General features: G+C 61.5%; 26 protein-coding genes and 1 pseudogene. 13 read left to right on the top strand and 14 right to left on the bottom strand.

All coding sequences use genetic code 11. The features are described from left to right. Nucleotides 1-6 precede the first annotated feature (6 nt). The 4 genes from HBO09_RS06880 to HBO09_RS06865 are packed head-to-tail and all read right to left on the bottom strand — an operon-like array spanning nt 7 to nt 5,931. Complete coding sequence (locus HBO09_RS06880) at nt 7-1,398, bottom strand: MATE family efflux transporter (protein WP_169996456.1); 1,392 nt, start codon at nt 1,396-1,398, stop codon at nt 7-9. After that, nucleotides 1,386-2,390: a hypothetical protein gene (locus HBO09_RS06875; protein ID WP_222933928.1), complete on the bottom strand. Its 1,005-nt coding sequence runs from the start codon at nt 2,388-2,390 to the stop codon at nt 1,386-1,388. Before HBO09_RS06875 ends, HBO09_RS06880 begins: the two co-directional genes overlap by 13 nt. Before the next feature lie 30 nt (nt 2,391-2,420). After that, a complete protein-coding gene (locus tag HBO09_RS06870; protein ID WP_169996458.1) occupies nt 2,421-3,767 on the bottom strand; it encodes an alanine racemase in 1,347 nt (448 codons plus the stop codon). Between the two features lie 4 nt (nt 3,768-3,771). Beyond that, on the bottom strand, nt 3,772-5,931 hold the full coding sequence (locus tag HBO09_RS06865) for a TonB-dependent siderophore receptor (RefSeq protein WP_169996460.1): 2,160 nt from the start codon (nt 5,929-5,931) through the stop codon (nt 3,772-3,774). A 179-nt stretch (nt 5,932-6,110) separates the two neighbouring features. Here HBO09_RS06865 and HBO09_RS06860 point away from each other — a divergent pair, with 179 nt between their 5' ends. Then, nucleotides 6,111-6,479, top strand: a complete 369-nt coding sequence (locus tag HBO09_RS06860) for a cupin domain-containing protein (protein ID WP_169996556.1) — start codon at nt 6,111-6,113, stop codon at nt 6,477-6,479. Here the strand turns inward: HBO09_RS06860 and HBO09_RS06855 are convergent. After that, nucleotides 6,476-7,039, bottom strand: coding sequence for an XRE family transcriptional regulator (locus HBO09_RS06855; RefSeq protein ID WP_169996462.1), 564 nt, complete (start codon nt 7,037-7,039; stop codon nt 6,476-6,478). The two genes, HBO09_RS06860 and HBO09_RS06855, sit on opposite strands and share 4 nt — an antisense overlap. Nucleotides 7,040-7,131: 92 nt before the next feature. Between HBO09_RS06855 and HBO09_RS06850 the strand changes: the two genes are divergently transcribed. The 8 genes and pseudogenes from HBO09_RS06850 (at nt 7,132) to HBO09_RS06820 (ending at nt 14,311) form a co-directional block, all read left to right on the top strand. Continuing rightward, a complete protein-coding gene (locus HBO09_RS06850) occupies nt 7,132-8,055 on the top strand; it encodes a DMT family transporter (RefSeq protein WP_169996464.1) in 924 nt (307 codons plus the stop codon). Then, nucleotides 8,021-8,122 (top strand): annotated as a pseudogene (locus tag HBO09_RS28815) (outer membrane lipoprotein carrier protein LolA); the annotation flags it as partial. The gene HBO09_RS06850 and the pseudogene HBO09_RS28815, both read left to right, overlap by 35 nt. Nucleotides 8,123-8,235: 113 nt before the next feature. Further along, nucleotides 8,236-11,163 (top strand): monovalent cation/H+ antiporter subunit A, encoded by a 2,928-nt coding sequence (locus tag HBO09_RS06845; RefSeq protein ID WP_169996466.1) that lies wholly within the window; start codon nt 8,236-8,238, stop codon nt 11,161-11,163. Further along, nucleotides 11,163-11,507 (top strand): Na+/H+ antiporter subunit C, encoded by a 345-nt coding sequence (locus HBO09_RS06840; protein WP_003202835.1) that lies wholly within the window; start codon nt 11,163-11,165, stop codon nt 11,505-11,507. Before HBO09_RS06845 ends, HBO09_RS06840 begins: the two co-directional genes overlap by 1 nt. After that, on the top strand, nt 11,504-13,186 hold the full coding sequence (locus tag HBO09_RS06835; RefSeq protein WP_169996468.1) for a monovalent cation/H+ antiporter subunit D: 1,683 nt from the start codon (nt 11,504-11,506) through the stop codon (nt 13,184-13,186). The genes HBO09_RS06840 and HBO09_RS06835 overlap by 4 nt, the downstream gene beginning before the upstream one ends. Then, nucleotides 13,183-13,671, top strand: coding sequence for a Na+/H+ antiporter subunit E (locus tag HBO09_RS06830; protein ID WP_169996470.1), 489 nt, complete (start codon nt 13,183-13,185; stop codon nt 13,669-13,671). The genes HBO09_RS06835 and HBO09_RS06830 overlap by 4 nt, the downstream gene beginning before the upstream one ends. Continuing rightward, nucleotides 13,668-13,946, top strand: a complete 279-nt coding sequence (locus HBO09_RS06825) for a K+/H+ antiporter subunit F (protein ID WP_017527140.1) — start codon at nt 13,668-13,670, stop codon at nt 13,944-13,946. Before HBO09_RS06830 ends, HBO09_RS06825 begins: the two co-directional genes overlap by 4 nt. After that, nucleotides 13,943-14,311, top strand: coding sequence for a Na+/H+ antiporter subunit G (locus tag HBO09_RS06820; protein ID WP_169996472.1), 369 nt, complete (start codon nt 13,943-13,945; stop codon nt 14,309-14,311). The genes HBO09_RS06825 and HBO09_RS06820 overlap by 4 nt, the downstream gene beginning before the upstream one ends. Before the next feature lie 136 nt (nt 14,312-14,447). On the opposite strand, the gene HBO09_RS06815 is transcribed toward HBO09_RS06820, so the two are convergent. Beyond that, nucleotides 14,448-14,885, bottom strand: a complete 438-nt coding sequence (locus tag HBO09_RS06815; protein ID WP_169996474.1) for a DUF3995 domain-containing protein — start codon at nt 14,883-14,885, stop codon at nt 14,448-14,450. 90 nt (nt 14,886-14,975) lie between these two features. Between HBO09_RS06815 and HBO09_RS06810 the strand changes: the two genes are divergently transcribed. Both HBO09_RS06810 and HBO09_RS06805 read left to right on the top strand, forming a co-directional pair. Continuing rightward, nucleotides 14,976-15,365 carry a DUF2946 family protein gene (locus tag HBO09_RS06810; RefSeq protein ID WP_070995238.1) on the top strand — a complete coding sequence of 130 codons (390 nt, stop codon included), beginning with the start codon at nt 14,976-14,978 and terminating at the stop codon, nt 15,363-15,365. Between the two features lie 95 nt (nt 15,366-15,460). Further along, on the top strand, nt 15,461-17,575 hold the full coding sequence (locus HBO09_RS06805) for a TonB-dependent receptor (protein ID WP_169996476.1): 2,115 nt from the start codon (nt 15,461-15,463) through the stop codon (nt 17,573-17,575). Between the two features lie 144 nt (nt 17,576-17,719). Here the strand turns inward: HBO09_RS06805 and HBO09_RS06800 are convergent, their stop codons facing one another. The 3 genes from HBO09_RS06800 to HBO09_RS06790 form a co-directional block, all read right to left on the bottom strand. Continuing rightward, nucleotides 17,720-18,736 (bottom strand): ABC transporter substrate-binding protein, encoded by a 1,017-nt coding sequence (locus HBO09_RS06800; RefSeq protein ID WP_169996478.1) that lies wholly within the window; start codon nt 18,734-18,736, stop codon nt 17,720-17,722. 116 nt (nt 18,737-18,852) lie between these two features. Next, nucleotides 18,853-19,050, bottom strand: coding sequence for a hypothetical protein (locus tag HBO09_RS06795; protein ID WP_169996480.1), 198 nt, complete (start codon nt 19,048-19,050; stop codon nt 18,853-18,855). Continuing rightward, nucleotides 19,050-19,499, bottom strand: coding sequence for a hypothetical protein (locus HBO09_RS06790; RefSeq protein WP_169996559.1), 450 nt, complete (start codon nt 19,497-19,499; stop codon nt 19,050-19,052). The genes HBO09_RS06795 and HBO09_RS06790 overlap by 1 nt, the downstream gene beginning before the upstream one ends. 390 nt (nt 19,500-19,889) lie before the next feature. Between HBO09_RS06790 and HBO09_RS06785 the strand changes: the two genes are divergently transcribed. Then, nucleotides 19,890-20,156 carry a hypothetical protein gene (locus tag HBO09_RS06785; RefSeq protein WP_169996313.1) on the top strand — a complete coding sequence of 89 codons (267 nt, stop codon included), beginning with the start codon at nt 19,890-19,892 and terminating at the stop codon, nt 20,154-20,156. 67 nt (nt 20,157-20,223) lie between these two features. Beyond that, nucleotides 20,224-20,460, top strand: a complete 237-nt coding sequence (locus HBO09_RS06780; RefSeq protein WP_169996482.1) for a DUF2789 domain-containing protein — start codon at nt 20,224-20,226, stop codon at nt 20,458-20,460. A 7-nt stretch (nt 20,461-20,467) separates the two neighbouring features. Here the strand turns inward: HBO09_RS06780 and HBO09_RS06775 are convergent, their stop codons facing one another. From HBO09_RS06775 to HBO09_RS06755, 5 genes are all read right to left on the bottom strand, one after another. Continuing rightward, complete coding sequence (locus HBO09_RS06775; RefSeq protein WP_029293050.1) at nt 20,468-20,671, bottom strand: hypothetical protein; 204 nt, start codon at nt 20,669-20,671, stop codon at nt 20,468-20,470. A 125-nt stretch (nt 20,672-20,796) separates the two neighbouring features. Further along, a complete protein-coding gene (locus HBO09_RS06770; RefSeq protein WP_169996484.1) occupies nt 20,797-22,380 on the bottom strand; it encodes a methyl-accepting chemotaxis protein in 1,584 nt (527 codons plus the stop codon). Nucleotides 22,381-22,647: 267 nt separating this feature from the next. Beyond that, nucleotides 22,648-23,052: a TraR/DksA C4-type zinc finger protein gene (locus HBO09_RS06765; protein WP_010173153.1), complete on the bottom strand. Its 405-nt coding sequence runs from the start codon at nt 23,050-23,052 to the stop codon at nt 22,648-22,650. 435 nt (nt 23,053-23,487) lie between these two features. Further along, nucleotides 23,488-24,525 (bottom strand): ABC transporter permease, encoded by a 1,038-nt coding sequence (locus HBO09_RS06760; protein WP_029293056.1) that lies wholly within the window; start codon nt 24,523-24,525, stop codon nt 23,488-23,490. Nucleotides 24,526-24,546: 21 nt separating this feature from the next. Beyond that, the gene (locus HBO09_RS06755) at nt 24,547-26,085 is read right to left on the bottom strand and encodes a sugar ABC transporter ATP-binding protein (RefSeq protein WP_169996486.1); all 1,539 of its coding nucleotides are present in this window, start codon (nt 26,083-26,085) and stop codon (nt 24,547-24,549) included. Nucleotides 26,086-26,115 lie beyond the last annotated feature (30 nt).

Raw genomic sequence — 26,115 nt, 5'->3', positions numbered from 1 at the left:
TCCTTGTCATGACAGTGCGATGGCGCTCGCGCGGTCCAGCGCCTTGAGTTGCCGTTCAAACGAGACGATCAGCAGCAGCGCCGTGGCCGCCAGGCCAATCGCCAAACCGGCCCACACACCAAAGATCCCGTAAGGGCTGACAATCCCCAGCAACCAGGCGGCGGGCAGGCCCACCAGCCAGTAGCCGAACAGTGAAATGCGCAGCGGCCCCGCCGTATCGCCAATGCCGCGCAGGATGCCGTTGCCGATGTTCTGGCTGGCGTCGAACACCTGCAGGACGATGGCGATCAGCAAGCCGGTGGTCGCCAGACGCACCGCGTCCAGGTTGTTGGCGTGTTCGGTGCTGATAAACAGGCCGATCACCTGTTCGGGCAGCAGCGCGTAGGGAATGGCAAACAGCAGCATGACCAGCACCCCAAGGCCCAGTCCCAGGCGCCCCAGTTGCCGGGCGCGCTGATACTGCCCGGTACCGCAGGCCTCGCTGATTTGGATGGAGGCTGCATGGGAGATCCCCGCCGAGAACATGAACACGATGTAGATGATCTGGTTGAGCACGGTCTGCGCCGCCAGCGCTTCCATGCCCAGGGTGCCGATCAGCAAGGTCAGCACGCTGAAGAACCCGGCCTCGCTGGCATAGGTCCCGGCAATCGGCAGCCCGAGCTTCCACACGGCCTTGATCGCCGCCGGCGAGAAGCGCAAGTGCGCCAGCTTGAAGTAACCGGCCAGGCGCCGATGGGTCAGCACCACCGCGAAGAACATCAGGAACGACAACAGGAACACCACCGCGCTGGTGATCGCCACCCCCGCCAACCCGTAGGCTGGGACGCCGAACTTGCCGAACACCAGCACGTAGTTCAGCGCGGCCGTGAGGAAGATCGACACCAGGGTGATTGCCAGCAACGGCCCGGGGAATTTCAGGCCCACGGTGAAATGACGCAGCGCCTGGAACCACAGGCACGGCAACAGGCCCGGCGCAATGATCAGCAGGAAGTCCATGGCATTGGCCACCACACTCGCGTCCTGGCCCAGCCAGGTCAGCGGCTGGCGCAACCCCAGGAGCACGCCCATAAATACCAGGCCGCTGACGGTCGCCCAGAACAGCCCCGCCACCAACAGCGCCCGCACCTGGGCTTCATCGCCCTGGGCATTGGCCTGGGCCACCAGGTTGCTGACGCCCGTGACCAGCCCGGTGCCGGTGGTGCGCAGTTGGTTGAACAGCGCGATGGCCAGGCCGCCAGCCGCCAGCTCCTTGGCGCCCAGGGTACCGAGCACCACGATATCGATGGTGGTCAGGGCCACATACGCAAGGTTGGTCAGGATCAACGGCAATGCCAGTAACAGCAGCGCCCGGCTGTCAGCGCGCCAGGCGCCGGGTTGTGCGGCATTCAGGCCGACCATAGCTGAACCCTCTGCCCACGGTTCTGCGCCAGGGCGCGGTCGGCCATCAGGCGACCGAGGGCGACATCGGTCACCACCATGCCGCTGTTATAGGCGAATACCACATCGCCTGGATGTCGGCGTGCGGGCGCCAGGCCCAGGAGGATGTCTGGCAGTTCGGCGTCCACTTCGGGCAGGCTGCCGTCGGCCGCTACCAGGTCGGCGCTGGTGACCTGCATTTGCGCGGTGTCGGTGGCGATGCGGTAGTCGGCGCCGTGCAGCACGTCGGCATCAATGCCATAGCCCACCAGCACCGCCACCGCGCCAGGCTTGAGCCAGGCACGCTGCACTTGCTGGCGCGCCGAAAGCCCGGCGACGCCAAGGATGATATCGGCCTCGCCAGCCGCCGCCTGCAGGTCATCGACCACGATCACATCGCGCAGCGGGTAGTGTTTGTGCAGGTTTTCGCGCACCGCACGCAAGCCCTCGGCGTAGTGCCCGTAGACATACAAACGTTCCAGGTCCGGCATGGCCGCGAGCAACATCGGCAAGGCGATCTGGCCTTGCACGCCGGTACCCACCACCAGCGCACTGCGCGCATCCGGGCATGCGGCCCTGGCCATCAATGCCGAGGTCGCCGAGGTGCGCAGCGGGCCGAGCTTGACCACGTCCATCAAGGCAATCGGGCGGCCGGTGCGGTCATCACACAGGAAAATAAACGAGTGGAACTGATAGGCATCGCGGGTGCGCTGCGGATCGTGTTCGTAGACCACCTTGAAGCCCACCGTGTGGCTGGCGCCATCGCGGCCGACCATCGAGTAGCTGATGGAGTGGCGGTCAGCAGGCTCGACAATGGTCTTGAGCGGGTTTTGCGAATCGCCGCTGCGCAAGGCCTTGTACGCCTGCTCGACCACCCGCAGCACTTCGCGGTAACTCACGCCCAGGTCTTCGAGCGCGGCTTGGGGTAGCACCCATAGATCGGCGGGGGCCGCGGGTTTGTTCAAACTGTTCACTCAAGACTCCTTGTTGAAGGGTTTGCACGCTCAAGCCAGGCTGTCCAGCTTCCAGCGCAGGTGTCGGTTACGCAGCTCCAGCACCACTTTGTGGGGCAATGGGGCTTCGTGAAATGACGACTCGTTGGAGTCCATCTGATAGCCGGCGGTATTGAGGTAGATAAGCAAGTCACCCGCCTGGACCGGGTAGTCGAAGGCGACTTTGCGCCAGGTCAACATGTCTGACTCAAGGCAGGTGGCGCCGCCGATGCACGCCACAAAGGGCGACCGCGGCCGGGGTGTGGCCGGCAGCAGCAACGGGTCAGGCAGAAATTCGCTGTTGAACCACTGTTCGGAGAGGTTGAAGCTGCTGCCCTGCACGGTGACCAAGGCATAGCCGTCGCTGGCGCTGCGGTCCTTGACGCCCTGCACGCGGAACACACTGATGCCGGCTTGGTCGAGCAAGGCGCGGCCAGGTTCGATGAGCAACTGCACGCCGTATTCGATGACCTTTTGCGCCAGGCTCAAGCCGGGGCTGACGGGCGTGGCGAGGATATCGTCGAGGGCCTCGGCGCCGGCGCGCGGCGCACCATAGGGATAGAAACCAGCGAAGCCCTTGGCGCTGTGATAACGCTCGACGCAGTCCTCGGCCATAAAGGCCTGCCACTGTGCCGGGTCGACATAGCGCACGGCAAAACCACCGCCCAGGTTGACCGTGCGGCAATTGTCCAACTCACTGGCCAGGCACAGATCGATCAAGTGGCTGGCGACTTGCGCCCGCTGCTCGGTGTCATAGCCGCCCAGGTGAAAAGAAAAGCCTTGCAGGTCCAGATTTGTCGCATGTTGGCGGCAGAACACCAGGGCCTGGTCGCACTCCCGGGCATTCAGGCCGAAACGGCTGTGGGGCTGGTTGCTGGGGCAATAACGCAACAACAGGTGCGCCCTTTGTCGCAGGGATTGCGCCAACTGTTGGATACGCAGCAGTTCCTCCAGGGAGTCCACCGCCAACAGGCACTGATGGCTCAAGCTCAGCCCCAGCAATTGATCGCTCTTGCGCGGGCCGGACACGCCAATATCACTGCCGGCAACCCCGCCCGCCAAGGCCTTTTGCAGCTCACCGACGCTGGCCACATCCACCCCAATCGCGCACTGCGCGCAGGCCTGGATAAAGCAGTTGGCCTTATTGGCCTTCTTTGCGAACAACAGGCTGCCGCGCACCTGGGCCTGGGTAAAGCTGTGCTGGAAGGCTTCGACATTGGCGTGGAATACCTGCGGGCACAGCAGATGCAGGGGCGAGCCGAGACCGTCAACCAACTCGGTCAACGTGTCCGGATGCTGCTCAAGCAGGCGCTCGACCCACAGGTGGCGCAGGCCGGGCAAGGAGCTGGAATAGGTCATGGTTCTAGAACTCGAACTTGGCCGAGAGGAACACTTCGCGCTCGCGCCCCACATCCAGCCCACCTTGATAGTAGGCACTGGCGTAGTAGTACTTGTTGGTCAGGTTCTTGCCGTGCAGGCGGTAGGTCACTGGGGTATCCGCCAGTTTCGAGCGGTAGCTGATACCGGCGTCGAGCAAGGTATAGCTGGGGATGTAGCCGCTGTTCTGCGCATCCACCGGGCGGCTGCCGACATAGCTGACGGTGCTGTCCAACGATAGGCCGGGCACGGCTTCCACTCTGTACAGGGCGCCGACCGCGCCTTTCCATTTGGGCACGCTTTCGGTGCGCTTGCCGTCCACGGTGACGTCATCCACATCTTCCATGCGGGTGGCCAGGTAGGTGGCGTTGGCGGTGAGGGTCAGGGTGTCGGTGACGCGATTGGACAGGGTCAGCTCGGCGCCACGGTGGTGGAATTCGCCGTTGCTCACATAAGTGTTGCTGGTGTTCAGGTAACTGGCCTGGCGCCGGATATCGAACACCGCCAGGCCCAGGTTCAGGCGATCATTGAGGTCCAGCTTCAGGCCCACCTCGTACTGCTTGGACTCGATGGCGTCGGTGGGTTGGCTGGCGTTGGTCGCGTTATGGGGGGCGTAGTCGCCCTTTTCAAAGCCCTTGGAGTAGCTGACGTAGGTCATCAGACTGTCCCAGGGCCGGTAGATCAGCGCGGCGCTGGGCACGAACACGTTATGGCTTTGCGAAGGCGCGATGGCCGAGAGTTGATCGGCGCGGTACCAGATGTAACGCCCGCCGAGCATCACCTGGAACTGTTCGGTGAGGGAAATCAGGTCGCTGGCAAAGACCGAGGTTTCCTTGATGGAAGACACAAAGTCGGTGGGCTGCTCCGGGCCGAAATGCCATTTGGGCGGGTTGACCGGGTGGCGGATATTGCCCACCGAGACGTCACCGATGCCGATGCCTGGCGTGCCGCTGTCCACCGAATCCCAGAACGGGCTGACGTCCTTGAACTGCTTGTAGCCGGTGCCGAAGAACACGTCGTGATAGATGTTGCCGGTGGCGAACTTGCCGGCCAGGTACGACTGCAGCGACCAGGTGCTGAACACTTCGCCACGGGACACATAATAGTCGGCCGAGCCAATATCGCCGTTGGGCTTGATCCCGAACAGGTCGTTGTAGCCGCCATGGCGCTCGACCCGCGAGTAGTTGCCTTGGGTTACGGAAGTCCAGTTGTCATCCAGTTCGTACTCGAACTTGGCGTCGAGGTTGGCGCCTTCGGTCTGGTGGCGAAACCAGGACCCGGTCAGCAGGTCCCGGCGATTGACCTTGGGCGGCAGCACGTAGCTGGAAGGGTCCAGCGGGTTGGCGCGACCACTCTGGTCGGCCCGCAGCAACGGATCGGAGACCGTGGATTTGCGGGACCAGTCGGCGTTCAGTTGCAACAGGGCACGGTCGCTCAAGCGAAAATCGGTGGCCAGGCCGATGAATTTGCGCTCCATGTCGCGGGCGTGATCGAAGTCACCGTTTTTTTCGTAGCCGGCATTCAGGCGGTAGCCAAAGGCGCCGTCGTTGAACGAGTCGCTGGTATCAATCGCCACGTAGCGGCCGAGCAAGGACGAGCCTTGCACGCTGACATTGAGCAACGGTTCCAGGGTCGGGCGCTTGAGGATGTAGTTGATAGTGCCGCCCGGCGAGTTGAAGCCGTAGAGGAAACCCGATGGGCCCTTGAGCACGTCGATGCGCTCGACGTTTTCCAGGGGCACATCGTGGTGCGGGGCCAGGGTCAGGCCGTCGCGGCGGATGGTGTTGAAGTTATCCATGGCAAAGCCGCGCAGGCGGAAATTGTCAAAGCCGCTGCCGCCAGACGAACTGAGCACTGAAGGGTCGAGGCTCAACACATCCACGGCAGTGCGCGCGGAGCTGTCGGCGATGGTCTTGCTGGAATAGCTCTGGATGGCCAGGGGGATTTCCATGGTGTCCTTGGCCCCGAAACCACCGGCATTGACCTCAAGCGCCTTGTTCAGCGGCGCGCTGACGCGGGTGGCTTCAAGTTCGGTGACCGACTCTTCGCGCTCCTGCGCCACTGCGGGCAAGCCGGTGAGCGAAGACACCAGGCCCGCCGCCAACAAGGTTGAAAACCGCGGAGCTATCCCGTGCAACTGGTTCATCTGCAATCCCTTGAGCCGAAAGTAAACTAACCGACCTCAGGCATGGCGATACATGAGAATCGTTATTGAAAGATACAATATAACGTTTCTATTGGACTGGCAATCGCACGATCATTCAATACCGGTTATCGCGTTGCACTTAAGGTCAGCTCTTTCCCGGATCAACTGAGATGACTGCCATGCCCGCCTACACCGCCATCAACTTTGCGCACAAATACAGCCTGTTCAGCGAGCAATGGACACCCAAGGTCGTCGCGCAGATGAACGACTACCAATTCAAGGTGGTGAAGATCGAGGGGGATTTTGTCTGGCACAGCCACGTGGATACCGATGAGACGTTTATCGTCCTCGATGGCGTGCTGCGTATTGATTTTCGCGATGGCGCGGTACAGATCGGCGTCGGCGAGATGTTCGTGGTGCCCAAGGGCGTGGAACACAAGCCGTATGCCGAGGGCGAGGTGAAACTACTGCTGGTCGAGCCCTGTGGAGTGTTGAATACCGGCGATCAGGGCGGCGAGCGGACCATGCTCAATGACGTGTGGATCTAGATCACCACATTGCGGATAAACCGCACCGCCACCGCCCCGTCATTGCGATAGGCATGGGGCCGATGACTGGGGAACATGAAGAACTCACTGGCGGCGATGGTGGTTTCGACGTCGTCCACCACCAGGGTCAAGCTGCCCTCGAACACAAACAACTGTTCGCTCCAGCCTTCCAGGTCGGGGTCCGGGCAATAGCGGTCGCCCGGTTCGAGGCGCCACTCCCACAGCTCGACCTCGCGCCGGGCGGTGGCCTTGGCCAGTAACACAGCCTTGCTGCCATCGATTTCACCGGCCCAGGCCAGTTCGTTGATGCGGCTATGGTCGCGGACCTCAGGGGCCTGGATCAGGTCGCTGAACGCCACGTCGAGGGCTTCGGCCACACGGTCGAGGGTGGACAGGCTGACGTTCTTTTCGCCTGCCTCGATGGCCACCAGCATGCGCCGGCTGACTCCGGATTTTTCCGCCAGGGCCGTCTGGCTCAGTTCGGCGGCATGGCGCAGGCGACGAACGTTCTGGCTGACGTGCTGCAGGACCGAGGCTCGTTGCGGATTTTCTTTGTGCACTATATTGCTCACTCGATAGGTTTGCGCAGTATACTGCCCAGCTGCGGCGCATTGTGCGTTCCGCGCCCTTCCTGTGCAAGACCAGAGCCGCCATGACCACCTCGACCGCCTCCCCGCTGTTTTCCCGCTTCAGCAAAGCCGAATGCGTGCTGGTGCTGATCACCATGATCTGGGGCGGCACCTTTATCCTCGTACAACACGCCATGACCGTCAGCGGGCCGATGTTTTTTGTCGGCCTGCGCTTTGCCGCGGCGGCGCTGGTGGTCGGCCTGTTTTCCCTGCGCAACCTGGGTGGCCTGACGCGGTTTGAGCTCAAGGCCGGCGTGTTTATCGGCACGGCGATCATGTTTGGCTATGGCCTGCAAACCATTGGCCTGCAGACCATCCTCAGCAGCCAGTCGGCATTTATCACCGCGCTCTATGTGCCGTTTGTACCGCTGCTGCAATGGCTGGTGCTGGGACGACGCCCGGGGTTGATGCCAAGCATTGGCATCATGCTGGCCTTCGCCGGCTTGATGCTACTGACCGGCCCGGCCGGCGCATCACTGAATTTCAGCCCCGGCGAAATCGCCACCTTGATCGGCGCCATTGCGATTGCCGCCGAAATCATCCTGATCAGCGCCTACGCCGGCCAGGTGGATGTGCGCCGGGTGACCGTGGTGCAATTGGCCACTGCGTCGCTTCTTTCGTTCCTGCTGGTAGTGCCTACGGGAGAGGCACTGCCGGTTTTTTCCTGGGTGCTGCTATTCAGCGCGGTAGGCCTGGGCCTGACCAGTGCGGTGATTCAACTGGCGATGAACTGGGCGCAGAAAAGCGTCTCGCCAACCCGTGCCACCCTGATCTATGCCGGTGAACCGGTGTGGGCCGGGGTGATCGGGCGGATCGCCGGGGAGCGTTTCCCTCCGATTGCCATGCTCGGGGCAGTGCTGATTGTGGCGGCGGTGATTGTCAGCGAGATGAAAACCCGGCAACAGAAATCCAATGGCAGGAGCGAGCTTGCTCGCGAAGAGCGTTAACGATGACGCGGGTAACCTGATGCGCCGCAGCGCTCTGAGGTTTTTCGCGAGCAAGCTCGCTCCTACAGGGACAGATGGGCGTTTTCGGTGCATCTTGTAGGATCCTGCCACAGGTTGCCGTTTGGTAATCCGGTTTCCGGCACGTATGATGCATCCCAAACCACCGCAGACTAGAAGCCTATGTCCCTGATAGTTCTACTGCTTCTGCCTTTCATAGGCAGCTGTCTAGCGGCCTTGCTGCCGCACAACGCACGTAACACTGAATCCCTGCTGGCCGGCCTTGTGGCCCTGGTCGGTACTGTACAAGTCGCCCTGCTCTACCCCCAGATCGCCGACGGTGGCGTGATCCGCGAAGAATTCTCCTGGCTGCCCAGCCTGGGCCTGGACTTCGTGTTGCGCATGGATGGCTTTGCCTGGCTGTTCTCGATGCTGGTATTGGGTATCGGCAGCCTGGTGTCTTTGTATGCGCGCTATTACATGTCGCCGGATGACCCGGTGCCGCGTTTCTTTGCGTTTTTCCTGGCGTTCATGGGCGCAATGCTCGGTTTGGTGATCTCCGGCAACCTGATCCAGATCGTATTTTTCTGGGAACTGACCAGCCTGTTCTCGTTCCTGCTGATCGGCTATTGGCACCACCGTTCCGATGCGCGCCGTGGTGCCTATATGGCGCTGATGGTGACCGGTGCGGGAGGTTTGTGCCTGCTGGCGGGGGTTATGCTGCTCGGCCATGTCGTCGGCAGTTACGACCTGGACCAGGTGCTCGCCGCCGGTGACCAGATCCGTGCCCACTCCCTCTACCCCATTCTGTTGACGCTGATCCTGATCGGCGCCCTGAGCAAAAGCGCGCAGTTCCCCTTCCACTTCTGGCTCCCCCACGCCATGGCCGCACCGACTCCTGTGTCGGCCTACCTGCACTCGGCCACGATGGTGAAGGCCGGCGTGTTCCTGCTGGCCCGCCTGTGGCCCTCGTTGTCGGGCAGCGAAGAGTGGTTCTGGATAGTCGGTGGCGCCGGCGCCCTGACCCTGTTGCTCGGCGCGTATTGCGCGATGTTCCAGAACGACCTCAAGGGCCTGCTGGCCTACTCCACCATCAGCCACCTGGGCCTGATCACCCTGCTGCTGGGCCTCAACAGCCCGCTGGCCGCCGTCGCGGCAGTGTTCCATATCCTCAACCACGCCACGTTCAAGGCCTCGCTGTTCATGGCCGCGGGCATCATCGACCACGAAAGCGGCACCCGGGATATCCGCAAGCTCAGCGGCCTGGTGCGCCTGATCCCGTTTACCGCGACCCTGGCCATGGTCGCCAGCGCCTCCATGGCCGGGGTGCCATTGCTCAATGGCTTCCTGTCCAAAGAAATGTTCTTCGCCGAAACCGTGTTCGTCTCCTCGACGAAATGGGTAGAAATCGCCCTGCCGGTGATCGCGACCATCGCCGGCACCTTCAGCGTGGCCTATGCCCTGCGCTTTACCGTGGATGTGTTCTTCGGCCCGCCCGCCACCGACCTGCCGCACACGCCACACGAGCCGCCGCGCTGGATGCGTGCGCCGGTGGAGCTGCTGGTGTTTACCTGCCTGCTGGTGGGGATCTTCCCAGCCCAGGTAGTCGGCTCGATCCTCGCCGCCGCCGCCCTGCCGGTGGTAGGCGGCGTACTGCCCCAGTACAGCCTGGCGATCTGGCACGGCTGGAACGCACCGATGATCATGAGCCTGGTGGCCATGACCGGTGGCGTGATCCTGTACCTGCTGCTGCGCAAGCAACTCAAGCGCGGGCGCTTCAAGTACCCGCCGATCATCAGCTACTTCAATGGCAAGCGCATGTTCGAACGCTGCCTGGTGGTGATGATGCGCGGCGTACGCAAGATCGAGAAACGCATCAGCACCAAGCGCCTGCAGACCCAGTTGTTCCTGCTGGTGCTGGTGGCGGTGATCGCCGGGATGATCCCCATGCTGGGCAGCAGCCTGAGCTGGGGCGACCGGCCGAAAATCCCGGGTTCCATCGTTTTCGTCACCCTGTGGCTGTTGGCGATTGCCTGTGCCCTGGGCGCCGCCTGGCAAGCCAAGTATCACCGGCTGGCGGCCCTGACCATGGTCAGTGTCTGCGGCCTGATGACCTGCGTGACCTTTGTCTGGTTCTCCGCGCCAGACCTGGCGTTGACGCAACTGGTGGTCGAGGTGGTGACGACGGTGTTGATCCTGTTGGGCCTGCGTTGGCTGCCACGACGGATCGAAGAGGTTTCGCCACTCCCGAGTTCGTTGCGCAAGGCGCGTATTCGCCGGCTGCGCGACTTGCTGCTGTCCACGGTGGTCGGTGGCGGCATGGCGCTGTTGTCCTACGCGATGCTGACCCGCCAGACGCCCAACGATATTTCCTCGTTCTACCTCAGCCGTGCCCTGCCTGAAGGCGGCGGCAGCAATGTGGTGAATGTGATGCTCGTCGACTTCCGGGGCTTCGATACCCTGGGCGAGATCACCGTGCTGGGCGCCGTGGCCTTGACGGTGTATGCGCTGCTACGCCGCTTCCGCCCGCCCAAGGAAAGCGAGCAACTGCCCGCGCAACAGCGGCTGTTGGCTCCGGATGTGGACACCGACCTGGTCAACCCACGCCAGGCCAGCGACACCGCCCTGGGCTTCATGATGGTGCCAGCGGTGCTGGTGCGCCTGCTGCTGCCGATTGCCGTGGTGGTGTCGTTCTACCTGTTTATGCGCGGCCACAACCAGCCGGGTGGCGGGTTTGTCGCCGGCCTGGTGATGTCGGTGGCGTTTATCCTGCAATACATGGTCGCCGGTACCCAGTGGGTCGAGGCGCAGATGAACCTGCGGCCGATGCGCTGGATGGGCTTCGGCCTGTTGTCGGCAACATTGACCGGGCTCGGCGCGCTGTTCTTCGGTTATCCGTTCCTCACCACCAGTGCCCTGCACCTGAGCCTGCCGGTGCTGGGCGATATCCACATCGCCAGCGCGCTGTTCTTCGACGTCGGCGTGTACGCCATGGTGGTCGGCTCGACCCTGCTGATGCTCACCGCCCTCGGTCACCAATCGGTGCGGGCCCATAAACCCGGCAACCAGGCGAAAGCCGCCGCCACACCCGCACAAGGAGCTGCCGCCTGATGGAAGAAGTCATCGCAATTGCCATTGGGGTCCTGGCGGCCTCCGGCGTCTGGCTGGTGCTGCGGCCACGGACGTTCCAGGTGGTGATGGGCCTGTGCCTGTTGTCGTATGGGGTGAACCTGTTCATCTTCAGCATGGGCAGCCTGTTTATCGGCAAGGAGCCGATCATCAAGGACGGCGTGCCCCAGGACCTGCTCCATTACACCGATCCCCTGCCCCAGGCCCTGGTGCTGACGGCGATCGTGATCAGCTTCGCCATGACCGCGCTGTTTCTGGTGGTGCTGCTGGCGTCCCGGGGCCTGACCGGCACTGACCATGTGGATGGCCGGGAGCCCAAGGAATGAGCTGGATGAACCAACTGATCATCGCGCCGATCCTGCTGCCACTGCTGACCGCCGCGCTGATGATGATGCTGGGCGAGAAACACCGCCCGCTCAAGGCCAAGATCAACCTGCTGTCGAGCATGACCGGCCTGGGCATCGCGATGTTGATGCTGTACTGGACGCAAAAAGGCGGCCCTGCCTCCATCGGCGTGTACCTGCCAGGCAACTGGCAAGTGCCGTTCGGCATCGTGCTGGTGGTGGATCAACTGTCGGCCCTGATGCTGGTGCTCACCGGGATCATTGGCGTCAGCGCCCTGCTGTTCGCCATGGCGCGATGGGACCGCGCCGGCACCAGTTTCCATGCGCTGTTCCAGATCCAGTTGATGGGCCTCTACGGCGCCTTCCTCACCGCTGATCTGTTCAACCTGTTCGTGTTCTTCGAGGTGCTGCTGGCCGCGTCCTACGGCCTGATGCTCCACGGCTCGGGCCGGGCGCGGGTGTCGTCGGGGCTGCATTACATCTCGATCAACCTGCTGGCTTCGTCACTGTTCCTGATTGGCGCGGCACTGATCTACGGGGTCACCGGCACCCTGAATTTCGCTGACCTGGCACTGAAGATCCCGCTGGTGCCAGAAGCCGATCGCGGCCTGCTGCATGCCGGCGCGGCGATCCTCGCCACCGCCTTCCTGGCCAAGGCCGGCATGTGGCCGCTGAACTTCTGGCTGGCGCCGGCCTACTCCTCGGCCAGCGCGCCGGTGGCGGCGATGTTTGCGATCATGACCAAGGTCGGTGTGTACACCGTGTTGCGCCTGTGGACCCTGCTGTTTTCCGGGCAGGCCGGCGCCTCGGCGCTGTTTGGCGGTGACTGGCTGATATACGGCGGCATGGCCACCATCCTCTGCGCCGCCCTGGCCATGCTCGCCGCCCAGCGCCTGGAGCGCATGGCCAGCCTGAGCATCCTCGTGTCAGCCGGGATCCTGCTGTCGGCCGTGGGCTTTGCCCAGCCTAGCCTGACCGCCGGCGCGCTGTTTTACCTGGTCAGTTCGACCCTGGCCTTGAGCGCACTGTTCTTGCTCGCCGAACTGATCGAACGCTCGCGCTCGGCCAATGAGCTCCCCCTGGACGATGAAATCGAAGTGTTGCCACGGCCGGTGGAATCCCTGCACCCACCCAAGGGGACCAACCTCGATGATGAGCAAAAGGCCGTAGTCGGCCAAGTCATCCCCTGGACCATGGCGTTCCTCGGCCTGAGTTTTATAGCCTGCGCCCTGCTGATTATCGGCATGCCGCCGCTGTCGGGGTTTATCGGCAAGCTCAGCCTGCTCAGTGCCCTGATTAACCCGCTGGGCCTGGGCCACGCCGTGAATGAGCCGATCCGCCCGGCAGCCTGGGGCCTGGTGGCGCTGTTGATCTTCTCGGGCCTGGCCTCGTTGATCGCCTTTGCGCGCCTGGGCATCCAGCGCTTCTGGACCCCGGAAGAACGGCCGTCGCCCCTGCTGCGCCGCTTTGAGTGCATACCGATCTTCGTCTTGCTCGGCCTGGCGATTGGCCTGACGTTCAAGGCAGAAATGCTCATGCGCTTTACCCAGGACACCGCCGCCAGCCTGAATAACCCCGAGCATTACGTGATGGCCGTCATGGCCACCCGCCCGGTGCCTAGCCCGCAGGCCCAGGCCGCCGCCATGGAGGTGCAGCCATGAAACGCCTGTTCCCTGCCCCGTGGCTGTCACTGGCACTGTGGGTACTGTGGCTGGTGCTGAACCTGTCGATCAGCCCCGGCAACCTGCTGCTGGGGGCGATCCTCGGCTTCCTCGCGCCATTGATGATGGCCCCGCTGCGCCCGCTGCCGGTGCGTATCCGCCGACCTGGGGTGATCATTCGCCTGTTCTTCCTGGTCGGCCGCGATGTCATCGTCTCCAACCTGCACGTGGCCTGGGGCGTATTGACCTGCGGCTCACGCCCTCCGCGCTCGCGCTTCGTCAAGATCCCCCTGGACCTGCGCGACGCCAACGGCCTGGCGGTGCTGTCGATGATCACCAGCGTGACCCCCGGCACCGTGTGGTCGGAACTGGCTCTGGACCGCAGCATCCTGCTGCTGCACGTGTTCGACCTGGATGACGACGCGCAGTTTATCGAGCACTTCAAGCAGGCCTATGAACGGCCCCTGATGGAGATCTTCGAATGAGTGCCCTGCTCGCCAATGCGATCCTGTTCAGCCTGTTCCTGTTTTCCCTGGCCATGGTCCTGACCCTGGTACGCCTGTTCAAGGGCCCTTCGGCCCAGGACCGGGTCCTGGCCCTGGACTACCTGTATATCCTGGCCATGCTGATGATGCTGGTGCTGGGCATTCGCTATGCCAGTGATACCTACTTCGAAGCGGCGCTGCTGATTGCGCTGTTCGGCTTTGTCGGCTCGTTTGCCTTGGCCAAATTCCTGCTGCGTGGTGAGGTGATCGAATGATCAATGTCAGCGAACTGCCGCTGTGGGTGGAAATCGTCGTGGCAATCCTGCTGCTGCTCAGCAGCCTGTTTGCGCTGATCGGTGCGATCGGGCTGTTGCGGATGAAGGATTTTTTCCAGCGCATGCACCCACCGGCGCTGGCTTCGACCCTCGGCGCCTGGTGCGTGGCCCTGGCGTCGATTATCTACTTCTCGACCCTCAAGTCCGGGCCGGTGCTGCATGGCTGGCTGATTCCGATCCTGCTGGCGATCACCGTGCCGGTGACCACCCTGTTGCTGGCGCGCACGTCGCTGTTTCGCAAGCGCATGGCGGGGGAAGATGTACCGGCCGAGGTCAGCAGCCGCAGGACTGAAAGCGGTAGCTGATCCCTCTGAATATAGGCGGTAAACCATGTGGGAGCGGGCTTGCTCGCGAAAGCGGTGGATCAGTTGGTAAATACTTGACTGACACACCGCTTTCGCGAGCAAGCCCGCTCCCACATTTGGTTCTGCATATAGTCACTCAAGTCCAGGCAACGACCAACAACCCCGTGCCCAGCACTAGGCACAGCGGCGAATAGAAAAACGTATCCAGCCGGGCAAACCGCGACCCACCGACTTTCTTGAAAAAACCCACCAGCTCCGAATCACCAATTGCCCGTGCAAACATGATCAGGGCAATCGCGCTGATCCCCCACTGCAAAGCCTGATGCCCCACCGGCTGGAAAAACAGCCCCGCCCGCAGGCACACCAGCAATGCAATCAGCACCAGCCCCACCGCTACCAGGAAGGTGCCCAACGCCGACGGCTTGAACGCCGGCCGTGGGCCACTGGCGAACTCGCCGGGCAGTTGCGGGATCGCCGCCGTGCTGCCGAACTTGCCGCCTGCGGCCCAGTACACATGGACCATGCTGATAAACGTAAAGACCCCGACGACCCACCTCGCAATGACAAAGCTCATGGTTGGACACCCCTGGAAAAGTGCGAAAGAGGATAGTCCTTTTCAGATTTTTTGCAGGCATTTAGTCGTCTGATGTTAAAGTGCCGGCCCATGAAACTCGCCCGTGCCGACCGCTCGTTGATTGCCTGGATGCTCTATGGCTGCGTCCTGTTCAACGTGTTCGCCTGCAGTATTGGTCATGGGCAAATGGTCGGCATGCAGCTCAACGGCATTGGCGGCCAGTTCTGTACCGTAGACCCTCGCACCCAGGCGCCAGCCCCCGTAAACACGGGCGATGAGTCGCTGCCCACACTGTCCAAGGCCTTCGGTTGCCCGCTGTGTTCCACCGGCGGCATGGGCCCGGCACTCAACTCCAGCCTCAACGTTGCGGTGCTGCCTCAACCCCACGCTCCACCACCAGCGGTGGTGCTCACCGCTGACATTCCCGCCCGTTTTACCTGGCCTGCGGCTAATCCGCGCGCCCCGCCCGCCTACGCCTGATACCTGCGCTTTTTGATCTGCACACCGTGCTGTTTCCCCAGGGAAGCGCGCGCGGCTGTGCGCTGCTTGCAAGCCATGCTTTTCAGGATTTATCGATGAAACATTTACCACTATTGGCGGGCCTGTTCGGCTGCCTGCCTTTTTGCGCCTGGGCCCTTGAACTGGCCCCCACCACCATTGACGGCGCCGCCACCAACGAGCCTGGCCTGGCCCTGGACCAACCCAGCGGCATGGCCTCGCGCCTGGGCCTGAGCGTGCGGGAAACCCCGGCCTCGATCAGCATCGCCGACCGCAACGATATCGAACGCCGTGGCGCCAAGACCTTCCAGGATGCGGCCAACACCCTGCCCGGGGTCAACGCCAGTGCGCCGCCGGGGTTTGGTGGGTTTATCTCCTATCGGGGATTTACCAGCAGCCAGATCACCCAGATGTTCAACGGCATCAACGTCGCCGGTGGCCTGGCACGCCCCGTGGATGCATGGATTTATGACCGGGTCGAACTGGTGGGCGGCCCCTCCTCGCTGATCAACGGCGCCGGCTCCGTGGGCGGCTCGCTCAACTACGTGACCAAACTGGCCACCCGCGAGGAACAGGCCGTCGAAGGCCAGCTCAACTACGGCAGCTACGACACCACCGGCATCGCCCTGGGCCTGAACCACGCCCTGACCGCGCCCGGCGCCGAGGTCCAACACTACGCGCGCCTGGATGTCAGCCGTAACACCAACCACACCCATATCGACCGCCAGCAACGCGATGCCTGGAGCGTGGCCTTCTCCCTGCTCAGTGACTTGACGCCCAACCTGTCCCACACCTTGGCCCTGGAGTATCAGGATGAACACGAGGACAGCCCGTACTGGGGCACCCCGGTGCTCAATCCCAAGGCTGGCGAGCTGAAGATCGACAAGCACAACCGCTTCAACAACTACAACGTCGCCGATGGCCGCTACGAGCAACGCACGATCTGGGCCCGCTCGATCATCGACTACCGGATCAACGACAGCACCACCCTGCGCAACACCCTCTATCACCTGGACAGCCAGCGCGACTACCGCAACCTGGAGACCTACCAATACAGCGCCGATAACAGCGTGGTGAACCGTTCGACGGCCTATCAGGTGCGGCATCAGGGCGAGCAGAACGGCAACCAGTTCGAGCTGCGCCATGACAGTAGCGTGTTCGGCCTGGCCACCACCTGGTCCGGCGGTTTCGAATACAAGGTCAACAGCACCACCGCCAGCCCGCTGAACGTGCCCGGCAAAAACACAGTGGACCCGAACCACTACGATCCAGGGCATTTCTACAACCTCCCTGGCACCAAACCGGGTTTTATCAAGGACAAGACCACCGACGTGACGACCAAGGCGCTGTTTGTCGAAAACCGCCTGGGCCTGACCGACAAGCTGTCGCTGCTGACCGGCCTACGTTATGACGCCATCGACCTGGACGTGACCAGCCATCGCGACAACCAGCCTAACGTCAAACGCCGTTGGGAGCCGGTCACCGGGCGCGTGGGCCTGACCTACCAGTTCATTCCTACGGCCAATGTCTATGTGCAATACAGCACCGCAGCCGAACAGCCCACCAGCACCACCCAGGTGTTTGATGTCTCCACCGGCAAGCAATGGGAAGTGGGCAGCAAGTTCGATTACCTGGACGGGCGCGGCTCAGCCACCGTTGCTGCCTACCATATCGAACGCAAGGACTTTGCCGTGACCGATCCACAAGACCCTACCCGCAGTATTGCGGTGGGCGCGCAGTCGTCAAAGGGTATCGAGCTGGCCAGTTCGTTGCGCATTACTCCCAAGCTGTTGGCGGAAGGCAACTTCGCCTGGGTCGATGCGCAATACGATGACTTCAACGAGAAAATCGCCAGCGGCGCGGTGGTGTCGCGCAAGGGCAATACGCCGACGAACGTGCCGAAACGGGTGGGCAACCTGTGGCTGACCTATGACATCACCCCCGCCTGGCAAGGTGGCGTGGATGCGCGGTACGTGGCCCAGGTATACGCCGACAATGCCAATACCCTGACCGTGCCGGCGTACACCCTGTTCGGCACGTTCCTGACCTACAAGGTCGATCAACACACCTCGGTGACAGGCCGGGTGCGCAACTTGACCAACGAGGTGTATGCACAGTTCGCCCATGTGTCGCCGGCGTATTACCTGGGGTCGCCGCGCACCTTCGAGTTGGCGGTGCAGACCAAGTTCTAGAGCTGGAATGCGGTTAAACCTGTGGGAGCGGGCTTGCTCGCGAATGCGGTGGGTCAGTCTATACATCTGGTGACTGACACTGCGCGTTCGCGAGCAAGCCCGCTCCCACACAAGCCCTCCCACAGTTTGGTCTTCATATGAGAGTTATTTGAGGCTGGCTTCGACCTTGGCGGCCACGTCATCTGTCAGCCAGGCCTTCCATACCTGCGGATGTTCCTTGAGAAACGCCTGCGCCACTTCACGGGGCGGGGTGTGTTTTTCGCTCATTTTCGCCAGGGCCTGGTTGAGCGGTTCAATCGGGAAATCGACCTTCTCAAAGAATTGCGCAATCTGCGGATACTGCTGCTGGAACGGCGTAGACACGCCAATGCTCAGCTTGGACGCCAACGAACGCGTTGGCTTGGGGTCGGGGTTGTCGGCGTCGGTCAGGGTCTTCCAGGCCTCGGCGTCGAACGGCGGTTCCTCCAGCTGGATCAACTTGTAGCGCCCCATCAGTGGCGTCGGCGACCAGTAGTAGAACAGGATCGGCTTGCCACGGCGGATCGACGAGGCGATCTCGGCATCCAGCGCCGCGCCTGAACCGCTACGAAAGTTGACGTAGCTGTCGTCCAGGCCGTAAGCCTTGAGTTTTTGCTTATTGACCACTTCCGAGGTCCAACCGATAGGGCTGTTGAGAAAGCGCCCCTTGCCCGGGGCTTCCGGGTCCTTGAACACGTCCTTGTAGCGCGCCAGGTCCTTCACGCTGCGCAGCTCAGGCGCCAGCGCAGCGATGCCCTTGGCCGGGTCGCCCTTGATCACATATTCAGGCACCCACCAGCCTTCGGTCGCACCCTTGACGGTATCGCCCAGGCCGACCACCTTGCCTTCAGCTTCAGCCTTGACCCATACCGGGCTGCGTCCCGCCCATTCCTCGCCGATCACCTGAATATCATTTTTAGCCAGGGCGGTTTCCAGGGTGATGGTGGTGCCGGGCAAGGTATCGGTGGGCAAGTCATAGCCCTTCTCGACAATAAACCGCAGAACTTCAGTGATCAGGCTGCCACTTTCCCAATTCAGGTCGGCAAAGTGAATGGGCGCCTGGGCAGCCGTTACCGGTGCGGCCGCCATCGACAGGCCCAGGGTGGTAAGGGTCGCTGCCAACAGCGCTCGAATTACTTTCATGCCTTTGAACCTCGCGTTTGCACAACCATGGCGGATGGCTTTGCTGTCACACCGCCAAAGCCCTTGAACAGTTAAGTCCACAGAACTGTAGTAGAGGTTCAAACCGTTGCAGGTATTCAGGGCTGCTGATGCAAACGCTGCAGTTCCCGGCGCACCATGCTGGCGTACTCGGCGGGCCGCAGTGCATAGAGTTGACTGGCCACCCAGTTCAACCAGGCACCCTGCAGATCATCTTTGCGGGCAAGCAGTTCGGCGGCCTTGGCTTGGGCCTGCGCCAGGTGTTGCTGGTGAAACAGGGCCCGGCCGTCACTCATTATTCGCTGGCCTTGAAGGTCACCAGCTCACCCTTGCGCCACTTGGCGGCCTTGCCGGTTGCGGCCTTGAGGGTTTTGCTCAGGCCTTCCTGCAGTTGTTCATTGGCGGCGAACACCAGCATCACGCTGTGACCTTCCTTGAACACAATGCCCTCGCCCTGCGCCGTGGAAACAAACGCATAGTCCCCCAGGCCATAGACCGTCAACTTGATGTCGCGAAACTTAAGTTCGAACTTGCCACCTTCACGACTGGGCAGTACTGCCGCGCGAAAATGATCGCCGACCTTGAGTTCCAAACGGGGTTTGTCATCTACCACCAACGCTGTTTCAGTATCGATTTCGGCAATGTAAATGCCTTCCGGGGTTTGTTCCGTGATGTAAACAAACCGCGACTGAAACTGTTTAACCAACTTCGCGCGCAAATCACCCAGCACGAACAATGCGTGCATATCCAGATTACTGACTGCCAAGGAAACGCCCCCACATCTAAAAAAGCGCTGCCCGCCCTAGGCAGACAGCACAAAAAAGGCCGATACGGCACGACACATTAAAAACCATACTGAAGTTGATTCCCGGCAGACTCGTACAGCCGGGCCTGACAGTCCTTGTACAAGGTCGTCAGGCAGTGCAGGAAATCACAGGTTTATCGGCCAGAGAATACTGGACGCCCTACTTCAGAGAATACCCCATTTGAAAGGGTGTTTTTCCGACAGCCAAAACAAAGGAAAAACGCTGGATGGAACCGAACGCGGGCTGCCGACAACAATATTAGAACAGCAACACGGCTTAAAACCACCCGAAATGCTGCAAGCAGGTCAACAGATTGACAGGAGCTGGCCATGCAACGAGTTCAACGCCAACCGACACAGACCTCCGGTGCCTTATCCCACAAGGATAGCGCGTTATTCTACAGCGTGTATGCCACTGGCGTGTACGCGGGTTTCGCCCTGTACCGGGTGGTCCCGGCAGGGAGGAATTTTTTCCACATCCTGGAAGTGCCCAGCGGCCGGGTCAAAGGCTTTCGCAGCGATCATAACAAGGCCTGCGCCTTGGCCAAGGAGCTAGAAGCGCTTCTGAGCACGTCTGCCCGTCAAGGGGCGGCTTGAGCAAATCGAACTATGCGCGCTGGCGCGCCTCCCATACCCGGAGAGACTCACTTTTTTGGAGAATGAAATGGACGCGCCTACCCATACCCTGCACGACCTGTTCGAACAATTGGGGCTGGAGGCCTCGCCTGCGGCAATCGATCGTTTTATCGAGCAGCATCCCCTGGCAGAAGATGTAAAGCTGATCGAAGCGCCCTTCTGGACCTCGCAACAGGCGCAGTTCCTCAAGGAAGAACTGCGCGAAGATGCCGACTGGGCAATTGCCGTAGATGAGCTGAACCAGCGCCTGCACCAAAGCGTTTAACTGCCACTCAATGCAGGCGGTCTGATTGCTCCAGGTCCAGCAATGCCTGCCAGGCGGCACGGCATTCCTGGGCTTCATCGCGACTGGCGAAGGCCGTGCCGCGCTGTTCACCATTGAGCAACACCACCCAGCAGGCCCTCAGGCCCAGCGCACGCAGGGTCTGTGGCACACCACTGCCAATCATCACCGCCACATCGACTTTGCTTTGCATGGAAGTTCTCCGCAGGATTAGTTAGCTTGCTAACAATGTGCAGCATCTTAAGCGCTTCCTTTCACCGGAAAAAGCTATCGGCGTAAAAGCTTCCTTGCATAACACGCAACAATCGTTGCCTGGGCCTACCGCCCTTCGGGCTTATAGCCCAGGCGCAAGCCACCCCAATGCCGGCCATCGACCATGATCGGCACGGATAAGTCGTGCATCAGCTCCCCGGTATCGCGGGTATAGGTTTGCAACAACACAGCCTGCTGGTGACTGCCGCAGCGAATCCCGGTGCGGTCTTCAAATTTGCGCTTGGTGCGATTGTTCACGGCGTCTACCGCGACATCGCCGGTCAGCGCCTGGGAAAACGCCTTGTTGTGCGTCGGCACATAGCCCTGTGGTGTGCAGGCAATCGCGAACACCAAGCCTTCGTGACGGGGCAGCAAGGCTTCCTGGATAGCCGGCAACACCTGGTCGGTGTAGCCGTCGAAACGACTGTGGTATTTGGTCGGCTGGCTGTTGGCAATCGGTGTGTAGCTGCGATTGAACAGGTCGTCGAGGCTGATGCGGTTCTGTTGGACATCCGCCTCGAACTGCGCAGCGATGCGGCTCGCGCCTTCGCGGGCCAGGTCGTAGATTCGTTGGTGATAGTCGTCCAGGCCGACTTCGGCCAGGCGTTCGCTGATCGTTTCGGCCTGCCCTTCCATTTGCACGGCGGCCTCGGCCAACTGCTGGGTCTGCTGGTCGCTGACGGTCAAATCACTGCGCATCTGCTCCACCGCATGGAACAGGCTATCAAGCTGCACTCGATTGGTCTCCGTGCCCTGGGCAATGGCGTTGACCTGGCCTTCCACACCCGCCGCCAACGTGGCAATGCTCTCCAGTTGCTCGCCGGCGTGCTCTACCTGCTCGACGCCAGCCTGCAGATCCACGGACAGTTGGCGGATTTGCTCCACCACCTGGGCGGTGCGCTGCTGGATATCGGCCACCATCACCCCCACTTCATCGGTGGCGGTCGCCGTACGACCCGCCAGCCCACGCACTTCATCGGCCACCACCGCAAACCCGCGCCCATGCTCACCGGCACGGGCGGCTTCAATGGCGGCATTCAAGGCCAACAGGTTGGTCTGGCTGGCGATGGACTGAATCACCAGGGTCACGCGCTGGATCTCTTCGCTGCGCTGGCTCAGGGCCTCGATCAATTGCCGGCTGTCGCTAGCGCGCTGGCTGAGTTGATGCATGCGGCTGATGGACTCCCCCAGCACCGCGCGCCCCTCGGTGCTGCGCTGATGGGCCTGGCCCGCCGCGCCGAGGGCTTCACGACTGAGTTGGGATGTCAGTTGCTCGGTGCCAATCATCACTTCGGCACTGCTGACAATTTGCTGGGCGGCGCCCAATTGCGATTGCACCCGGGCCGCCAGTTGCTTGACCGAATAGGCCACGCCAGCGGCTGACAACGCATTATGGCTGGTGGTGTAGGACAGATCGCGAGTCAACGCGCCCATGGCATCCTCGCCAACCTCAGGCGCAGGGCTGCGGGCCGTTTTTTTCAGGCGCGGCAGCCAGACCAGCAGCAGGGCGACGGGTACGCAGAGGTAGATCGACAGGTCGACAAACGCCAGGCCCAACAGTATCAGCACCAGGGCGATGCTTTGCAGGAGCGGCGTCACCCAGCCAGGCAGTTGGCGGCTCACCGCGTGCGGCGCCACGGCGGCGCCCATCAGAGATCCATCCCCGGCCATGTTTGTTACCCCACTGCTTGTCATTATTGTCTCTGCATTAAACGCCACTAATTAGCCATTATCTATGGGCCTTTGGTGTTAGGGCTTGCAGCAGATCAATAGACTGGGGGATGAGGTTGCTGACGCTCACATGATGTAGGAGCGAGCTTTCTCGCGAAGAACTCAGGGACAACACGTTTATCCAGAATACACGTGTAATCGTTGACGACTTTCGCGAGCAAGCTCGCTCCTACAGGGGCGGACAGATCAGGCTTGGCGCTGATGCTTGTCGATTTGCTCGTGGCGCTCTTGCGCTTCGATGCAGTATTTGGTGGTCGGGCTGATCAGCAGGCGCTTGAGGCCGATAGGCTCGCCGCTGTCGTCACACCAGCCAAAGGAATCTTCCTTGATGCGGCCCAGGGCCTGCTCAAGTTGCGGCAGCATGCGCTGGTCGCGGTCGATGGCATTGACCAACCAGGTGCGCTCTTCTTCTACCGAAGCGGCATCAGCCGGGTCAGCCGGGGTGTCCAGGCTTTCAATGGCGATACGGTTCTGCTCAATGCGCTCGTGGTGCTCGACTTTCATGTCTTGCAACAACTGCTCGAAAAAAGCGTGCTGCTCGGCATTCATGTAGTCATCCGCCGGCATGGCCAGCAACTTTTCCTTTGTCATTGATTTCTCTATAAAAAATACGTGCATTAAGGCGAATAAGGGAGCGTTCCGGCCAACCTGTGCAGATCGGGGAAAGACGCCGTCCATTCCAAGCGCCACCCGGCACTCAATTTACGAGGGGCGGCAGTCTACGGCTGACTTGAGGGCGCAGCAACTGAAATGACAGGCAATTTGTCCGACATTCCCCCAAAAGGCACCAGGACGGGCTCGGCAGGCGGTTATCGGAGTGCGTTTATAGCAAGAAATTCAGTGTCGTGGAGCTATATAGAAGACAAACGGTCAGCGAACGGCTACCGGTGGACAAATGTGGGAGCGGCCGAGGTACCTACGCAACCTCTCCCGTGGCGAGCGGGCTAGCCCCGCGCTGGGCTGCGAAGCAGCCCCAATAAGCCCGCCGCGTTTCTTCAGATAAACCACGATGGCCGGGTTTAGGGCTCAGCGCTTGAGCTTGCGCTTGTTGCGATACTGGTCGATCACCACCGCCACCACGATGATCAGGCCCTTGATGATGTCCTGGATGTAGGCATCCACCCCCACGAAGGTAAACCCGCTGGCCATCACCCCGAGGATCAGCGCGCCAATCACCGTACCGGTGATGCGCCCTACCCCGCCCGCCAGGCTGGTACCGCCGATCACCGCAGCGGCAATCGCGTCCAGTTCATAAGACATGCCCATCCCGGCCTGCCCGGTCGCGGCACGTGCCGAGGCCACCACACCCGCAAGCCCCGCCAGTAACCCGGCAATGCTGTAGACGATGATCAAGTGCCGCTTGACGTTGATCCCCGAGGTACGCGCCGCCTGCATATTGCCGCCGATGGCGTAGGTGTACTTGCCGTACTTGGTGTAGCGCAGGGCAATGTGGAAGATCACTGCCACTACCAGGAAAATGATCACCGGCATCGCGCCATGGCCGATGGCCGTATAGGAATCCGACAGCATGCTCACCGGTTGGCCTTCGGTGTAATAGCGCGCCAGGCCACGGGCCGACACCATCATGCCGAGGGTCGCGATAAACGGCGGGATACCGGTAATGGCGATGATGCTGCCGTTGATCGCCCCCGCCAGCAGCCCCACGCCCAGCCCGGCCACCACCGGGATCCACACTGGCAAGTCCGTCAACGATGGAAACACCGCGCGGGAAAAGTCCGAAGTTTGCGCCAGGCTCGCGGCAATCATCGCCGACAGCGCCAGCACCGAGCCCGAGGACAGGTCGATCCCCGTGGTAATGATCACCTGGGTCACGCCAATCGCCAGCAAGCCGATGATCGACACCTGCAGGATCATCAGCACCAGACGCTGGGAATTCATCAAAAAGCTCTGGTCACGCACGATCCAGCCAAACACTTCAAACACCAGGCCAATACCAATCAGCACCAGGAAAATGCTCAGTTCGGTAGGAAACCGCCGCCGACTCTTGACCGGTGCCGTGGCGGGCTTCTTTTCCTCGGGTTTGCTTTCCAGTATTGCGTTCATTACCCGTCACCTTTTTATTCGTTAGTGGACTGCCGTCATACCGGAAGCCAACTGCATGACTTTTTCCTGGGTGGCCTCAGCCCGGTCCAGGGTGCCCATCAAATCGCCTTCGTGCATCACCATCACCCGGTCGCTCATGCCCAGCACTTCCGGCAGTTCCGAAGAAATCATGATCACCGCCATGCCCTCGCTGGCCAGGAAGGCGATCAAGCGATAGATCTCTGCCTTGGCGCCGACGTCGATGCCACGGGTCGGTTCATCGAGGATCAACAGCCGTGGCTTGGTCATCAGCCAGCGTGCCAACAGGGCCTTTTGCTGATTGCCGCCAGACAGGGTGTCGATGCACTGCTCAAGGGAGGGGGTTTTTACCCGCAGCTTATTGCACATGTCTTCGCACAAGGTCCGCAGGGCTTTTTGCTGGATAAAACCATTGCCCGAGTAAAGGGGCAGCACCGCCATTTCCATGTTTTCCAGGACCGACAGGCACGGGAACAGACCGGTGAGCTTGCGATCCTCAGTCAATAGCGCAAAGCCCTGCTTGATGGCCATATGCGGATCGCTGATGCGCAGCACCTGGCCGTCGAGGCGGATTTCGCCGCCGTCGCTTGGGGTAATGCCGAAGATCGTTTCCGCCACATTGGTGCGGCCCGACCCCATCAGCCCGGCAATGCCGAGGATTTCACCGGCATGCAGGTCGAAGGACACGCCCTGGAACACCCCATCCAGGCGCAGGTCACGCACCGACAGCAGCAACTCGCCGATAGGTTTGTCGCGCACCGGGAACAATTGGCTCAATTCGCGCCCGACCATCATCGAGATCAAGCTGTCGCTGTCCATGCTGTCAGCCCGTTGCAGGCCGATATAGGCACCATCGCGAAACACCGCTACTTCATCGGCGATGGCGAACACTTCATTCATTTTATGGGTGATGTAGATGATGCCTTTGCCCTGCGCCTTGAGGTCGGCAATGATCGAAAACAGATGGGCCACTTCCTTGTCGGTAATCGCCGACGTCGGCTCATCCATGATCAGGATGTCGGAGTCGTAGGACACCGCCTTGGCAATCTCCACCATCTGCCGCTCGGCAATGCTCAGGTTGCCGACCTGCTCCTCGGGATCAAGGTTGATCCGCAGCCGCGCCAGTAACTCGGCAGTGCAGCGGTGCATGGCCCGGTGATTGACCAGGCGCAGGCCATTGAGCTGCTCGCGGCCAATCCAGATGTTCTCGGCGATGCTCATATGGGGCATCAGGTTGAGTTCCTGATGGATCATCGCGATACCCGACTGCAAGGCGGCCAGGGGCGAATCAAACACCACCGGCTTGCCCCGCAGGCGGATTTCGCCGGCGTCAGGCTGGTAGATGCCGGCGATGATTTTCATCAGCGTCGACTTGCCGGCGCCGTTCTCTCCCATCAGCGCCAGGACCGAGCCGGGGCGCACCCGCAGTTGCACATCGTCCAGGGCCACGACGCCGGGAAAGCCTTTGCTGATATGGGCGATTTCCAGCAGGTAGGGTTGTTCTAGACCTGCGGGCTGCAAAGCAGTCGCTTGAGCGAGCATATCGGGGCTCCATCGGCAGGGCGATCGTGA

The organism is Pseudomonas sp. WS 5027 (assembly GCF_012985695.1).
Lineage (GTDB): Bacteria > Pseudomonadota > Gammaproteobacteria > Pseudomonadales > Pseudomonadaceae > Aquipseudomonas > Aquipseudomonas hygromyciniae.
The sequence above is the reverse complement of the archived record's forward strand: the minus strand, read 5'-3'. Positions and strand labels throughout refer to the sequence as shown.

Bases quoted from the DNA above. Each gene is read 5' to 3' on its own strand.
- HBO09_RS06765 (WP_010173153.1), bottom strand. From the start codon at position 23,052: ATGACAAAGGAAAAGTTGCTGGCCATGCCGGCGGATGACTACATGAAT.
- HBO09_RS06760 (WP_029293056.1), bottom strand. From the start codon at position 24,525: ATGAACGCAATACTGGAAAGCAAACCCGAGGAAAAGAAGCCCGCCACG.
- HBO09_RS06755 (WP_169996486.1), bottom strand. From the start codon at position 26,085: ATGCTCGCTCAAGCGACTGCTTTGCAGCCCGCAGGTCTAGAACAACCC.
- HBO09_RS06825 (WP_017527140.1), top strand. From the start codon at position 13,668: ATGAGTGCCCTGCTCGCCAATGCGATCCTGTTCAGCCTGTTCCTGTTT.
- HBO09_RS06860 (WP_169996556.1), top strand. From the start codon at position 6,111: ATGCCCGCCTACACCGCCATCAACTTTGCGCACAAATACAGCCTGTTC.
- HBO09_RS06850 (WP_169996464.1), top strand. From the start codon at position 7,132: ATGACCACCTCGACCGCCTCCCCGCTGTTTTCCCGCTTCAGCAAAGCC.
- HBO09_RS06820 (WP_169996472.1), top strand. From the start codon at position 13,943: ATGATCAATGTCAGCGAACTGCCGCTGTGGGTGGAAATCGTCGTGGCA.
- HBO09_RS06865 (WP_169996460.1), bottom strand. From the start codon at position 5,931: ATGAACCAGTTGCACGGGATAGCTCCGCGGTTTTCAACCTTGTTGGCG.
- HBO09_RS06800 (WP_169996478.1), bottom strand. From the start codon at position 18,736: ATGAAAGTAATTCGAGCGCTGTTGGCAGCGACCCTTACCACCCTGGGC.
- HBO09_RS06840 (WP_003202835.1), top strand. From the start codon at position 11,163: ATGGAAGAAGTCATCGCAATTGCCATTGGGGTCCTGGCGGCCTCCGGC.
- HBO09_RS06805 (WP_169996476.1), top strand. From the start codon at position 15,461: ATGAAACATTTACCACTATTGGCGGGCCTGTTCGGCTGCCTGCCTTTT.
- HBO09_RS06815 (WP_169996474.1), bottom strand. From the start codon at position 14,885: ATGAGCTTTGTCATTGCGAGGTGGGTCGTCGGGGTCTTTACGTTTATC.
- HBO09_RS06880 (WP_169996456.1), bottom strand. From the start codon at position 1,398: ATGGTCGGCCTGAATGCCGCACAACCCGGCGCCTGGCGCGCTGACAGC.
- HBO09_RS06775 (WP_029293050.1), bottom strand. From the start codon at position 20,671: ATGCAAAGCAAAGTCGATGTGGCGGTGATGATTGGCAGTGGTGTGCCA.
- HBO09_RS06790 (WP_169996559.1), bottom strand. From the start codon at position 19,499: ATGCACGCATTGTTCGTGCTGGGTGATTTGCGCGCGAAGTTGGTTAAA.
- HBO09_RS06810 (WP_070995238.1), top strand. From the start codon at position 14,976: ATGAAACTCGCCCGTGCCGACCGCTCGTTGATTGCCTGGATGCTCTAT.
- HBO09_RS06780 (WP_169996482.1), top strand. From the start codon at position 20,224: ATGGACGCGCCTACCCATACCCTGCACGACCTGTTCGAACAATTGGGG.
- HBO09_RS06795 (WP_169996480.1), bottom strand. From the start codon at position 19,050: ATGAGTGACGGCCGGGCCCTGTTTCACCAGCAACACCTGGCGCAGGCC.
- HBO09_RS06870 (WP_169996458.1), bottom strand. From the start codon at position 3,767: ATGACCTATTCCAGCTCCTTGCCCGGCCTGCGCCACCTGTGGGTCGAG.
- HBO09_RS06830 (WP_169996470.1), top strand. From the start codon at position 13,183: ATGAAACGCCTGTTCCCTGCCCCGTGGCTGTCACTGGCACTGTGGGTA.
- HBO09_RS06835 (WP_169996468.1), top strand. From the start codon at position 11,504: ATGAGCTGGATGAACCAACTGATCATCGCGCCGATCCTGCTGCCACTG.
- HBO09_RS06845 (WP_169996466.1), top strand. From the start codon at position 8,236: ATGTCCCTGATAGTTCTACTGCTTCTGCCTTTCATAGGCAGCTGTCTA.
- HBO09_RS06770 (WP_169996484.1), bottom strand. From the start codon at position 22,380: ATGGGCGCCGCCGTGGCGCCGCACGCGGTGAGCCGCCAACTGCCTGGC.
- HBO09_RS06785 (WP_169996313.1), top strand. From the start codon at position 19,890: ATGCAACGAGTTCAACGCCAACCGACACAGACCTCCGGTGCCTTATCC.